We start from the raw sequence: 13,445 nt of genomic DNA, 5'->3' as shown, positions 1-13,445 counted from the left end.
CGTATCCACATTATCTTTGTTGATATCCATTTCTCTGAAGTACAGATCCGTCAGCAGATCGGCCCCGGATAAAGAGCCGCCCGGATGCCCGCTTTGTGCCGCATACACCATTTTTAATATATTCTTTCGAATACTAATTACATGTTTTTGAATTTCTGTCATTCTTTTTATCCTCTCGTTTTCAATAAGCTAGACAACTCCCTTCTCCTTATTAGATTGTGCCTCGTTGTCGGCTCTTCTTTTTTCTTCTTCATAGATGGTCCCGACTTGTTTAAGCATCGAGATATCGTTATAGTTTACTGCAAAAAAATTCTTATGTTGGAGTTCATTAAAATCCATACATTTTTATCATTTAAAGTAGATTCAAGATTTCTTTCCATTTGGCCTCAATGACAGGAAGGCCTTTTTTCATATTTTCTTTTCTTACCTTGGTTTCTAATTCACCAGGATAATAGACTTCTCTTCTTTCTTGGATAGGATGAGAATCTTTTAATGATTTTTTAAGATCGTGAACTATTTGATCCATTCTCTCTATGTTAATAAATTTTAAAGGATCAATCACAATAAAAATCTGTGTAAGCCCAATCTCTCTTTCAAAGGTTCCAATCTTCATAACAGAATTCCCATTACTTAATATCGTGCCAATCAAATCTAATAAAATGGATAATCCGCTTCCTTTCCAATAACCCATAGGTAAAACTCTTTTGGTTTGATAAATAATAGAGGGATCCCTCGTAGGCTCTCCCTTTTCATCGAGGCCACCAGGAACTGGAAGCTCAATATTCTTCAACATGCATTCTTCGATTTTTCCATAGGAAAACTGAGAAACAGCACAATCTAAAATTATATGTTCCTTAGAGATATCTGGTACAGCGAACACGATGGGGTTGTTTCCAATATTGGTATCCTTGCTTCCCCAAGCTTGCATATTGGGCTTAGTATTAGACCAACAGATACATATACAACCTTGATCAGCAGCCAGAGAACCATAATATCCACCACGAAGCCAGTGATTATTATTACCCAATGCGACGATACCAATACCTTGTTCTTTGGCAAGCTTGCAAGCTCTTAAAACCGCTTTTTGTGCATTGAGCGGACCAATTCCACAATGTCCATTCCAACGTTCGATATTTCCGATTTTTACTTCGCAAGTACATTGTTCATGGATATTGATAAGACCCTTGTCTATATATTCTATAATTTTTTTAAAACGGTTGATCCCATGACTATAAACACCGACCAAACTATTGTCCACAAAAATCTGCGCCCAATCGCTAGCGTATTCTTTGGGTACACCATGGTTTACTAAAATCTTAAAAAATATAGAGTGCATTTCTTTAGCTTCGATTCTCATGATGATTCCTCTTAATCAGTTTCCCAAATTGGAACCCAATTTCTTCTAGATTTACTTTTGTGTTTTGAATAGCCTCTTGTAATGAACAAATACTCGGTTGGATCGAGAAAATCCCATCAAACCAATCGTTTAACGACTTGTCTGTATAATTTTTCTGTCCACACAAGGCTATGATTGGTTTTTGCTCTTTTTTAGCCATTTCTGCCATACATAAAGGTAATTTCCCTTGCAGAGTTTGATCATTGATAGCCCCTTCTCCAGTAATGATCAGATCTGCCCATTGTACTTTACTTGTTAAATCAATGAAATGTTTCACGATATCAAAACCTGGCACAATATTTCCACCAATTATTTTTAATCCAGCTGCCAAGCCTCCTCCGGCCCCACAGCCAGGTTCCATCAAATCCAAATCACATTGTTCATCCAACTTTCTTAAATGGCCTTCCATTTGTTGGATTTGTTTTTCATCAGCCCCTTTTTGCCGAGCATACATTTGAGAACAACCATAAGTTCCATACAAAGGAGCATTTACATCCACTCCGACAACAAGTTCGACTTTTTTTAAATGATTTCGGATTTGTTGCAGCTTCTCTTTATCAAGATGATCAAAGTTCATAAGAGGATTGGCATGATTCGCTAAAAGTTCATGTTTCTCATCATATAACAAAAGGCCCAATGCCTGTAATGCCCCCAGACCGGCATCGGTAGTTATCGTACCTCCGACAAATACAATGATTTTACTGATTTGGTTTTCCATCAAATGACAAATCAATTGCCCTAAGCCATAACTAGAAGTGGTCATCACTGTATTAGGAGTCGGATTTTGTCCCTGAATTCCTATCATCGAAGCCGTTTCAATGGCGCAACATTTCTTATCATCTTCTTCAAAGAACAAAACGTTTACCATAGTATCTCTACCAAAGGAATCTTTACACATCATTTTCTGATAAGTCCCTATGCCATTTTGAGACAAAACTTCCAAGCTTCCTTCTCCACCATCAGAAACCGCACAAACTTGTAACTTTAAATCAGGATTAATAGATAATCCCGATTTTAAAGAAAAACCAGCTTCTAAAGAAGAAACCGCTCCTTTAAAGGAATCAATCGCTATCAATACATTCATAAATTCTCCTTCAAAAAAAGCGATTCTCTCCTAAGAGAAAACCGCTATTCAAAAAAATCTTTAGAAAGATTACTATAGTAATCCGCCTTTTTTGTATCCCCTTTATTCGTATATTGTACCGACAACAAATAAGCAGATAGCATTTTCTCAGAGTCTTGGAGTTTATCAAAATTCTTCTCCAGTTGATCAATGTATTTTGACTTCTTATTCACAAAAATATCATACAACATTTGACATCGTGCATTTAAAGACTCATCATTGAACTCCTTTAACTTGTTTTTCAATTCAAGACTTTTTGACTTATCCGCCAACATAACATAATGTTCAAACGCATTAGTATAAATCTCTATTTTTTGTTTCTTAGTTACAGCCGATTCAATTGTGACTTGATACTGTTCATCAACTTTTTTTGAATTATTTTGAACTAAATACATCTGTAGTCTATAACATTCAAGTTCATATCGTGGAAACAAAGCTTTGGAAGAAAATGCATTTAGTCCCTTTTCCATCTCCTCGTATGATTTTGTGTTTAATAAATGCGCAAACCAATATTGTTTCCTGTTTTTTAAGCTCTTTCTTATAAAAGGCGTCATAAACACAAGAATCACAAAGAATAACAAAATTAATCCAGTTGGATTCATACTAGATACCCCTCTCAAAAATAAGTCTTTCGAATAACTCCGTCTTTAACATATTTTGAAACCCGAACGATTGAACATTCACATATTCCATAGATTTCCGACTTGGTCTTTTTTCCATTGCACACATCGAGAACCAGCGAGAACAAAGCATTCTCCAGCTCATCCATATTGTTTGAATTTAATCCTTCACTACAGTCAAAGTCAATTGATTCTTTCATTTTTTCTGCCGTTTGCTGATTACCGGTGATTTTGATCACTGGTACAAGTGGATTGCCTAATGGTGTGCCTTGTCCGGTCGTAAACAAAATCAAGGAACAACCCCCTGCCGCCATTCCCATCATACTGATAGAATCATTCCCCGGTGTATCCATGATTACAAGGCCTTTGCAACTGATGGGCTGGGCATAATCAAAAACATCCTGAATCATGCTAGAGCCTGATTTTTTGATACATCCTAAAGATTTCTCCTCCAAAGTGGTAATCCCACCTCTTTGATTGCCTGGAGAAGGATTTCGCATACGAATATCATCTCCCACACTGTACTGACTTTCTTCATATCGCTCAATAATTTCATCAATGTGAGTGGCTACCGAAGTATTTCGAGCCCTTTTTTTTAAAATGTGCTGTGCTCCAATAAATTCTGTAGTTTCCGATAAAATCGAAGTTCCACCTAAAGAAACCATTCGATCGGAAACATGGCCCACCAAAACGTTGGACACAAGACCACTGGTAGGATCCGAACCGCCACATTCTGTTCCTAAAATTAAATTGGAGATTTCGAACTCTGTTTTAGACATTGCTTTGGCTTCTTCCACCATTTTTATAGCCGCCTTAGTAGCTAACTCAATGGTTTTTTCAACTCCTGGGACTTCCTGGATAATAAATGTCTCTAATGGTTTTTTGGTTCGACTTTTGATCTCGGTAACCACTCGATCCATTTGACAGTTCTCACATCCTAAGGAAATCGCAACAACACCATACACATTGGGATTGGCAGCCATTCCTGCCATGGTAGATATTGTATAAGCTGTATCAATTTTTGTCTGTGAACAACCCAGATGATTATGGAAGGTGATAGTCCCATCCACCTTTTCCGATACGATTCGCGCCACATCCGAGGCACAAATACTAGTTGGTAAAATCAGTACATGGTTTCGAATTCCATAGGTCCCATCACATTCCCTCTTGTATCCATTGATCTTCATAACTCAATTCTTGCTCCTTAAATTATGTGTATGAACATGTTGCCCTTGCTTTATATCTTTATACGCAAAGCCTATACATTCCCCATATTTTAAAATAGGACTTCCTAAAGAAATATCCTCAATTGCCATTTTATGATATATGGGAATCTCATCCTGTACCTGTACTTTTAAAGAAGACACAACAATCGTTTCCCCTTTATTAATATCCCGTATGGCAACCACGACATTGTCATTTTCATCGATCTTTAAAACCTGTTCATTAGTCATCATAAAGTCCTGCCATAATGTCAATAATCTTATTCAAATCTTGTGTTTGGCGCATTTGTGCTTGTCGTTTTTCTTCAATAATACGAAGATTTTGGGCATTTTTGATCACATCATCTAAAACGCTAGCTGGAAATTTAACCGCCCCATTTTCATCCATATGAATGATTTCTCCTGGAGAAACTGCCATATCAAACACTTTCACGGGTGTATTGATCGACTTGATAGACCATTTACCATGTCCTGGACATACACCACTAAGCATATATTGCATTCCTAATGGTCTTACTTCATCAACATCCCGACTTGGCCCATCTGATATTACCCCAACGACACCCACTGATTTAAGTGCTGTCATCATATTCCCACCAAGTAAACCATTTTTATTTTTAATTCGTTTTGGCAAGTTTTGTTTCACAACTAACACAACAGGCTCATTCAATGCGGAAATAGTTCTCAGCACGTCTGGAAATGAAAGCCGTTGATAATGTGGGTCGGGCAACCCATATGTACAAGTTATGGCATACCCTGCCACCGGTCCTAATTCTGGATACATCACTTTAGCTTTCTGATTGGTGTACCAAGATTCTTGCCAGGGATCATAAAGACCCAAACAATAGTCTTTTTCCGGATACGTTGCGACCACGTTGGTAATACTTGGCGTATCGAATTGTTTTAAAATCTCCAATCTATTATCTGCCACAAACACCCCTCAATTCATCCAATCGTTCTTTATATTTTTTATCTTCTTTAAACAATGCGCTAGTTCCTAATACAAACCCATCTACACCGCAACAAGAGTAAGCTTTAATTCTTTCAGGAGAACAAGCACCATCCATAATAATTTGAAAACCATATTTTTGTTTCAGCTGAACCAGTCTTTCAACTTTTCGATCCATACTTTCTATAAAACTTTGTCCCGCAAAGCCCGGATTCACTGTCATCACTAAAATATAATCACAGAAAGGATACAACTCCTCCAAAGAAACAAGACTAATATCGGGATTGATTGCAATGCCCGCTTCTTTTTTTCGTTCATGAATGTGCTGAATAGTTTTGATGACATACATCTCAGATTCTGGATGCAGATAAATGATATCGGCACCGGCATCTATAAACCAATCCACTTTATTTGCTGGTGAATCAATCATCAAATGTGCGTCAATCTTTTTGTTTGTCAAAGAGCGTATCGCCTGGATATCTGAAATCCCCAAAGCCATATTAGGAACAAAGGTTCCATCCATGATATCGCAGTGATACATATCGATCTTCGCTTCTTCCAATAGAGCCATCTCCTCTTTTAAATTGGAAAAGTTACAGCACATCATACTAGGGCATAATAATGGCTTCATATCTTTGCCGCCTCCATCATCAAATCATAATTTTCTTGTATGCTTGCCTTATCATTAAATAAACCAGAAGTTCCCCCTGTCAGGATCGTTGCCCCCGCCTGAACTACTTCAGGGATCGTATGCACATTGATATTGCCATCAGCTTCAATATCCATATTTATATTCGCCTTATCCAAGTATTCGCGCATAATTTGAATATGTTTTAAAGCTTGTTTTTGTATAGGCTGTCCGGCATACCCCGGATTGACCGTCAATTTCAAAATACTTTCAACCTGGCCAACCAATTCTAAAAAATCTTCTGGAACGGGTGTTTCACATCGAAAAGCCAAGATGGGTTTAGCTCCTAAAGAGCGAATCTCTTCAAATACCTCTTTATGATCGCAAGGGGTTTCATAATGCACCGCAAGATAATCAGCACCTGCTTTGATCATCGGTTTGATATAAGGCTTGATATCTTCCACAGCCAAATGCACCACGATAGGTTTTGTAGTCAAAGGTCGAAGCCTTTCTAAAATTAAATCTCCGAACACAAAACAATCGTTGAACTTCCCATCCACCACATCATAATGTAGAAAAGACAGATGGGTTTGATTAATCAAATCCATCTGGTCTTTTATATGCAATAAATCGATACAAGACAAGGAACCGCTGATTTTAATTTCTCTATGTTTACTCATCTCACTACTCCACAGAATAGACAAGCTCTTTCATGCAGATGTTATGGCGATTGGCCTTGATCAACTCATAATATTTTTCCACCCGTTTCACCATGGCATCGTCTACAGAAAGACCATTTATATCACAGAATGTTTCGATTGGTGATTTTGTTAATACAGGTTCACTGCCATTTCCTTGGAGTTCTTCCCAATACACCAAAGCCGCTGCCGCCACGAATTCCATGATTCGTGTATCTTTGTCATGCTCTTTTAAAATTTTCATAGGTGACATGATTCTCTCTGTTGGTCCTAATTTACGTTTTGCGGCACGTCCATTTTTTACATTGAAATCTAGAATATCTTTGTTTTTCATCTTACGCATAGCGCGTTGGGCAAACTCTTCTTGATCTTCTTTTGTAATCTGGAAATAATCCTGTAAAGCCGGATTTAAATCTTCTAAAAGAATATCCATCATTTCGGCAATGTCGGGATCATTAGCAGCATCACCATAGACTTCATAGTCTTTGATATATCCGCAATAAGAGATCAAACCCGCCAAGCAGTTATACGTATAAATCTTTCTTTTTAAGAACTTTTCAAAGTCATGAATAGGAACCGCTCCTTCAAAATCAATTTCATCAAGGGCGTCCGCATCAAACGGGAAGTAGTATTCATTCATAGACAAGATATCCAATCTTGTCTTATCTAAGGCAACCGTTGAGCAGAAGACGGCCGTCATAGATACGGTAAAATTTTCTTTTACTCCTAAATCTTTTAAATGATTGGTTAATACTTTCCCTGGATTGATTCCATTTTCCGCCGTCAACATAACTACCTTATCTTCACGCCCGGCAATGCCTTCCTGAATCTGTTTAGCCACATCGCCTAAATTTTGTTCACCAACAGAAGTAAAAATAATATCCGCATCATGAATTGCTTGTTTGGCTTCCTTAGAATAGCTTAAATACGCTTTCAATCCATGAACATATAAAGGTGTTCTATCTTTTGAATAAAAATGGATACAGAACGCTTTATCCTCTTGGAGATAGTCTATTAACCGTTCATTTTTATCGATTAATGTAATATCATAGTTTTTTTCGAACAGAAAACGAACCAAATATCCACGTCCTGTTTGACCAGCTCCAATTACAACTGCCTTTTTCATTATTCTTTTAGCCATCCTTTCGCTCTTAGTTCATCAATGCTGCTTAAAATCATTTGATACAATTCTTCTTCCGGTTTTAACTGACAAACATTTTGTAAGATGTATTCCACGCCATGTTCTTTTCGCATTTGCTGAAGCTTCATAGCGGATTCATCATCGGGTTCATCATAGAATAAAGCCGCTGCCGTTGCCAATGCAATCGCAGTTGGTTTTACACCAATGGACAACGCAATTTTACTTGGGCCAATCAAACGATCTTCGGGACGAAGTTTTCTTAGAGGATCCCGAGCAATACGCGTCAATTTATCGACAATATCTCTATCGGTATACTTAGCCTTGGCACGTTTAGAAAAAGCGTATTGACTCTCTGCATCGATACCCATTCCTTGAATCAAAGCTTGGTTGATTTCATTATAAATTTCATCCATGATTGGTTCGATTTCCACATCATTGGCAGCTTCGGCCATATAAGTCAAACCTTTTAAATGCCCCAGATACGCTACCGAACCACAGCTTGTGTTATTTGTGTACAATTTCTGTGTCAATAAATGCCCAAAGTTGTCTACAAACTCAATATATTCCCAATTTGGAATCTCTGTTTTTATAGCATCTTTATCAATTGGCAAGTATTTAAAGTTTTGAACCCACGTATCAATTGGATTTATCACTTTAGAAGGATCTGGTGCCCCTGTTCCCGTACAAAGGATTACCGATTCTCCTACACCCACGTTTTCTTTAAATAACTTTGCTTCTTTTTCATCCAAACAGCTTAAGATGGCTTCTTCCAGGTCTTTGGCCGGATCGATCCAGTTTTCACAAGTTATAATATTAGAAAGGTGTACACCACCGATCGTAACTAATTTTTTAAATGCCTGACCAATGGTTTTTCCTACTGAAGGCATATTTTTTCCACCACAAGCCGTAAAGATAAAATCACTTTCTTTCCAACAAGCAGCCAACTGATCAATGTCTGAAGTTGGATATGCCTTCACATGATCCACTTCTAAATCAAGATCCGAATGTCCTAACACATGGATCGTATAATGTCCTATTTGATTCATTTGTTCAACCATCGCATCGCTGGCATCAAAATAAGTAATGTCCACATTATTCAATGTCAATAGTTGCGTCACAAAGCCTCTACCAATTCGTCCTGCACCTAAAATAACTGCCTTCATATATACACTTCCTTCCAATTACTTTAAAAAATCAATCATTACATCCGTAGCGCGGTTTACCGTATTGATCTCAGACTCTCTTGAACGAGAACCAATATGCGCCGTTAAAATGAAATTATCCATTCCTAATAATTCTTGCACCCAATCTTCCTTTGCCGGAGGTTCACTGGTAAACACATCACTGGCACACGCAAAGATCTTCTTTTCTTTCAATGCCTTCAACAATGCTTTTTCATCTACGATCCCTCCACGGGCCGCATTGATCAAAATGGCCGTATCTTTCATCTTGTCAAATTCTTCATCCGAGATCATATTCTCTGTTTCCGGTGTCAAAGGTACATGAACCGTAATAAAATCACACTCTTTGTAGATTTCTTCTGGATTCGATTTCTTTGCCTTATATGGTTGTAGAGCTTCTTCTGGAATATCAAAAGCATCATAAGCATAAATCTGCATACCTATTCCATATCCCATTCTGGCAACTTGCTTGCCAATGTTCCCAAAACCTATAATTCCTAATTTTTTTCCGGTCAATTCCATGCCGGTTGGCTTATCCCAATCACCGTTTTTCACGCACATCGCATCACTGACTATAAAACGAGCACAATTGAACATCATACCAATGGTATATTCCGCAACCGCATTGGAATTTGTTCCCAAACATCTTCCTACCTGTATTCCATGTTCCTTGCAGTAATCAACATCAATATTGTCAGTTCCGACCCCAAACTTTACAATAGCCTTCAAGTCCTTGCACTGGGCAAGCAGATCCTTATCCAGTTCATCCACACCAACGATGATGCCGGTGGATTCTTTTGCCTTTTGAATAAAGACTTCGCGAGGTAATGGTTTCCCTGTCTCATTGATATCCATTTCAAATCCAAGAGCTTCCAGGCGTTTTCTAGCTTCCTGGCCATATTTGGCATAGCCTCTAGGCGTTACTAAGATCTTTTTCATTATTTACCCATCTCTTTTCTGGCTTCTTCCACTAAAGCACGTAGTTTTCTAGCGTTTTCAGCGATCTGAGCAGAATCTCCCTTTGACAACAAACCTCCAACGCCTAAAACTTCGGCTCCATTCTTCACCCATGTCTTTACATTGTCTAAGTTAATACCACCACTTGCCAATACAGGAATCTGAGGACATGGCACTTTGAACACTTTGGCCAAATCTGGTCCATAGTAATTTGAAATTGGGAACATCTTGATGAATGCCGCACCAGCTTTTAATGCGTTCAAACATTCGGAATATGTTGTACATCCGGGCCCATAAGGAATCTGATACAAGTTGGCCATTTCCTGAACCGCCGGATCAAAGTTAGGAGCAACAAAGAATTCAGCTTTATTCATGATAGCTAATCTTGCGGTAGTTGCATCCAATACCGTTCCGGCACCAACACATACTTTGTCACCATAAGTTTCCTTAATAGCACGGATCACATCACCGGCATTAGCGTTGGTATAACTGATTTCCATCACATCTACACCACCGTCAATGCATCCTTTTGCGATTTCCAATCCTCTTTCTACTGTTTCTACACGTACAACAGCCATGATTGCTGTTTTTTTCATTCTTACTTCTACTTCTGGTTTTGACATAATATTTATCTCCTATTCTTCTACTCGATTTAATGTTTTACCTTCTAAAAAAGCTTTTAAATTTTCAATTGTCGTATCCATTATTCTTTGTCTAGACTCTCTGGCCGCCCATGAAATATGGGGTGTAATAATACAGTTATCCAGTTTTAATAATGGAGAATCTTTATCGATTGGTTCATCATTTGTCACATCCAATGCTGCCGCAAAGACCTCATTATTTTCCAGCGCTTTTGCCAATGCCTGTTCATCTACCAGTTTTCCTCTGGAATTATTGATTAAAATGGCATTTTTCTTCATCAGCTGAAGACTTTCTTTGGATATGATATGGTAATTATCTTTTGTCAAAGGGCAGTGCAAACAAATCACATCACTGGTCTTCAACAACTCTTCTAATGAAGTTTTTTTATAAATATCCGTATTAACATATTCATCAAAATATTGGACCTTCATACCTAATGCCGATGCAATTTTTGCTGTACTTTGTCCAATTCTTCCTAAGCCAATGATTCCCATCGTCTTATCCGCCAGTTCAATCAAAGGATAATCCCAAAAACACCAGTCAGGTTGTGCATTCCATTTTCCTTCTTGAACCGCTTTAGCATGATATCCTACTCGATTACAAACTTCCAATAACAACGCAATAGCAAACTGTGCAACTGCTTTTGTCCCATAGCCAGGTACATTGGTTACTGCGATGTTGTGCTCTTTACAATACCCGATGTCCACCACATCATATCCAGTTGCCAACACCCCGATGTATTTTAAAGAAGGACACTGACTCAAGTTTTCCTTACGCAGCGGCGTTTTATTCGTGAGTACAATATCGGCCTTTTGAATTCGGGATAAGATTTCATCTTCACTGGTGCGATCATAGTATTCCACGTGACCAAAGCCATTCAGGCCCGCCCATGAAAGATCACCAGGATTTTCTGTATACCCATCCAATATAACGATTTTTAAATCATAAGCTTGCTTCATAAATTTTCACTATGTCACTTTCACTCAAAGGAACAAATCCTTGTTGGACTTGTTTTTCCGCTTTTTTTGCCATGGCACTAAATTGAGAAGAATCAATATCCAACTCGTGTAATGTCATTGGTAAATTCAATTTGGCATAAAATTTGTTCAATTCTTCGATTCCTTTATAGACTAGTTCATATGAATCCAATTCTTTATCTTGCCAGTCCCATAGTTTTCTAAAGAAACCTTCAAAAATATCTACCGTATTCTCATTAAGAACGTATTCCATCCAGTGTGGGGTCAATATAGCCAATCCAACACCATGTGTAATATCGTAAACAGCACTGAGTTGGTGTTCGATTGGATGAACACTCCATGCTACCGGTCTTCCTAATTTAAGAAAATCATTGATAGCCCAACAACTCACCCACATTAAGTTGGCACGTGCTTCGTAATCCTCTGGGTCTTCTAACACCTTAAGTCCAGAATCCATACACGTTTTCAATAGCCCAATCGCAACATTCTCCAGAATCAATCCAGGTTCCTTAGAAAAATAAGACTCCATGATATGACTCATGATATCGGCTACTCCAGCTGCACTTTGATAAGGAGATACCGAAAATGTATATGTTGGATCTAAAATACTAGCTATAGGTCTAAGAAGAGGATGTCGGGTTCCTATCTTTTCATCTGTATCTTCGTTGGTGATTACAGCAATATGATCCATTTCGCTGCCCGTAGCAGCCATGGTCGGAATTGCAATTAGAGGTAAAGCGTTTTTAATTAATGAAGGATTCATCACCAGATTCCAAGGATCGCCATTGTAATAGGCCCCTGCACAAATTGCCTTAGAACAATCGATAACCGAACCTCCTCCAACAGCAAGCACTCCATCAATCTTTTTTTCTTTACAAAGCTGGATGCCTTTTTTTACGGTTGCGATGCGTGGATTTGGTTCTATGCCTGAAAGCTCAAACCATTCCCCATCAGCTTTTTTTAACTGTTCAAGTACAGAATCATAAATTCCGTTTTTCTTGATGCTTCCACCGCCATAGACAATCAACAGTTTTTTTCCTAAATTTTTAACCAACTCAGATAAAGACTGAATTTGATCCTTTCCAAAATAAACTTTTGTGGGTATGTCATAAACAAAATTTTTCATTTCACTTTCCCCTTAGAATATCCAAAAGTTTGGAACCTTCATTATTCCAATATTCTTTTAAGATTTTTACTTCGGTACCTAAGGAAAAGTGAGTAACCCCCATCTCTAAATAAGGTTGCGCTTGTTGGGCTTGTGTAATTTCCACACGAGGCTGTACCCCATTTTTTAAAGCTGTTTTAATAACATGCTTCTCTGCTTCTTTTACTTCTTTCGAATTCTTGGCGTAGCCACAGTTCATTGAATAGTCAGCTGGCCCAAACTGTACAAAATCGACACCTGGTACCTTGCAGATTTCTTCAATGTTTTCTACCGCCTCTTTTTTTTCGATCATAAAGCCAATCACGGTTTTGGAAACTTCTTTGGCATATTCTTGTTGCGAAGAAAATGTCGCATTGCGAATCCATCTGCGGCTCACATAGCCTAACTTTCCACCCAGTTCAGGAGTGGCAGCTCGAATTCCTCGGATTGTTTCCTTTACTTCATCCGCCTTTGTATGGTCTGTAAATAAAACACCCTGGAATCCGGAAGCCAAAGCTTTTTGAGCTACATAAATTCGATTAGCATAGTCTACCTTAATCAAAGATCCAATATTGTGTAATTCACAAGCCATTGCAAGCACTTCCAGATCATAATGATCAAAAGGTGCGTATTCGGCCAAAAATTCGATATAGTCGTAGATTCCAGAGGACCCTACAATTTCTGTAATCACAGGCCAGGTACTATTGATTCGAGTTGAAAGAACCATATCTTTTTTCTCAAAAGCTTCACGAATTGTATTTTCCAT

Annotated in this window: 15 protein-coding genes; all 15 read right to left on the bottom strand. The window is 38.2% G+C overall.

Features of this window, described 5'->3' with window-relative positions; genetic code table 11:
* Positions 1–352 precede the first annotated feature (352 nt).
* Genes yiaK through ACTQX6_RS08175 form a run of 15 tightly spaced genes read right to left on the bottom strand, consistent with a single transcriptional unit; the run spans position 353 to position 13,445 of the window.
* Positions 353–1,357: a 3-dehydro-L-gulonate 2-dehydrogenase gene (gene yiaK, locus ACTQX6_RS08245; protein ID WP_117447324.1), complete on the bottom strand. Its 1,005-nt coding sequence runs from the start codon at positions 1,355–1,357 to the stop codon at positions 353–355.
* Complete coding sequence (locus ACTQX6_RS08240) at positions 1,341–2,480, bottom strand: glycerate kinase family protein (RefSeq protein ID WP_294687118.1); 1,140 nt, start codon at positions 2,478–2,480, stop codon at positions 1,341–1,343. Before ACTQX6_RS08240 ends, yiaK begins: the two co-directional genes overlap by 17 nt.
* Before the next feature lie 44 nt (positions 2,481–2,524).
* Positions 2,525–3,121: a hypothetical protein gene (locus ACTQX6_RS08235; RefSeq protein ID WP_022790238.1), complete on the bottom strand. Its 597-nt coding sequence runs from the start codon at positions 3,119–3,121 to the stop codon at positions 2,525–2,527.
* Positions 3,122–3,135: 14 nt separating this feature from the next.
* Positions 3,136–4,326: a UxaA family hydrolase gene (locus ACTQX6_RS08230; protein WP_294687121.1), complete on the bottom strand. Its 1,191-nt coding sequence runs from the start codon at positions 4,324–4,326 to the stop codon at positions 3,136–3,138.
* Between the two features lie 3 nt (positions 4,327–4,329).
* Positions 4,330–4,596 carry a UxaA family hydrolase gene (locus ACTQX6_RS08225; RefSeq protein WP_117447327.1) on the bottom strand — a complete coding sequence of 89 codons (267 nt, stop codon included), beginning with the start codon at positions 4,594–4,596 and terminating at the stop codon, positions 4,330–4,332.
* Complete coding sequence (locus ACTQX6_RS08220) at positions 4,586–5,293, bottom strand: RraA family protein (RefSeq protein WP_259295378.1); 708 nt, start codon at positions 5,291–5,293, stop codon at positions 4,586–4,588. The genes ACTQX6_RS08225 and ACTQX6_RS08220 overlap by 11 nt, the downstream gene beginning before the upstream one ends.
* On the bottom strand, positions 5,283–5,942 hold the full coding sequence (locus ACTQX6_RS08215) for a ribulose-phosphate 3-epimerase (RefSeq protein ID WP_117447329.1): 660 nt from the start codon (positions 5,940–5,942) through the stop codon (positions 5,283–5,285). The genes ACTQX6_RS08220 and ACTQX6_RS08215 overlap by 11 nt, the downstream gene beginning before the upstream one ends.
* Positions 5,939–6,619, bottom strand: a complete 681-nt coding sequence (locus tag ACTQX6_RS08210) for a ribulose-phosphate 3-epimerase (protein ID WP_117447330.1) — start codon at positions 6,617–6,619, stop codon at positions 5,939–5,941. Before ACTQX6_RS08210 ends, ACTQX6_RS08215 begins: the two co-directional genes overlap by 4 nt.
* 4 nt (positions 6,620–6,623) lie before the next feature.
* Positions 6,624–7,778, bottom strand: coding sequence for a 2-dehydropantoate 2-reductase N-terminal domain-containing protein (locus tag ACTQX6_RS08205; protein WP_259295379.1), 1,155 nt, complete (start codon positions 7,776–7,778; stop codon positions 6,624–6,626).
* Positions 7,763–8,941, bottom strand: coding sequence for a mannitol dehydrogenase (locus ACTQX6_RS08200; protein WP_022790231.1), 1,179 nt, complete (start codon positions 8,939–8,941; stop codon positions 7,763–7,765). The genes ACTQX6_RS08205 and ACTQX6_RS08200 overlap by 16 nt, the downstream gene beginning before the upstream one ends.
* A gap of 18 nt (positions 8,942–8,959) precedes the next feature.
* On the bottom strand, positions 8,960–9,898 hold the full coding sequence (locus tag ACTQX6_RS08195) for a phosphoglycerate dehydrogenase (RefSeq protein WP_195222146.1): 939 nt from the start codon (positions 9,896–9,898) through the stop codon (positions 8,960–8,962).
* Positions 9,898–10,539, bottom strand: coding sequence for a ketohydroxyglutarate aldolase (locus tag ACTQX6_RS08190; RefSeq protein ID WP_117447360.1), 642 nt, complete (start codon positions 10,537–10,539; stop codon positions 9,898–9,900). The genes ACTQX6_RS08195 and ACTQX6_RS08190 overlap by 1 nt, the downstream gene beginning before the upstream one ends.
* 12 nt (positions 10,540–10,551) lie before the next feature.
* Entirely contained in the window at positions 10,552–11,517 is a 966-nt protein-coding gene (locus tag ACTQX6_RS08185; protein ID WP_117446558.1) for a D-2-hydroxyacid dehydrogenase, read from the bottom strand.
* On the bottom strand, positions 11,501–12,661 hold the full coding sequence (locus ACTQX6_RS08180) for an iron-containing alcohol dehydrogenase (protein WP_117446557.1): 1,161 nt from the start codon (positions 12,659–12,661) through the stop codon (positions 11,501–11,503). The genes ACTQX6_RS08185 and ACTQX6_RS08180 overlap by 17 nt, the downstream gene beginning before the upstream one ends.
* A gap of 1 nt (position 12,662) precedes the next feature.
* Positions 12,663–13,445, bottom strand: coding sequence for an HpcH/HpaI aldolase family protein (locus ACTQX6_RS08175; RefSeq protein WP_022790226.1), 783 nt, complete (start codon positions 13,443–13,445; stop codon positions 12,663–12,665).

It is taken from the genome of Faecalicoccus sp. LCP19S3_E2 (assembly GCF_052121255.1).
Taxonomy (GTDB): domain Bacteria; phylum Bacillota_I; class Bacilli_A; order Erysipelotrichales; family Erysipelotrichaceae; genus Faecalicoccus.
This window is presented reverse-complemented; position numbering and strand designations above follow the sequence as displayed.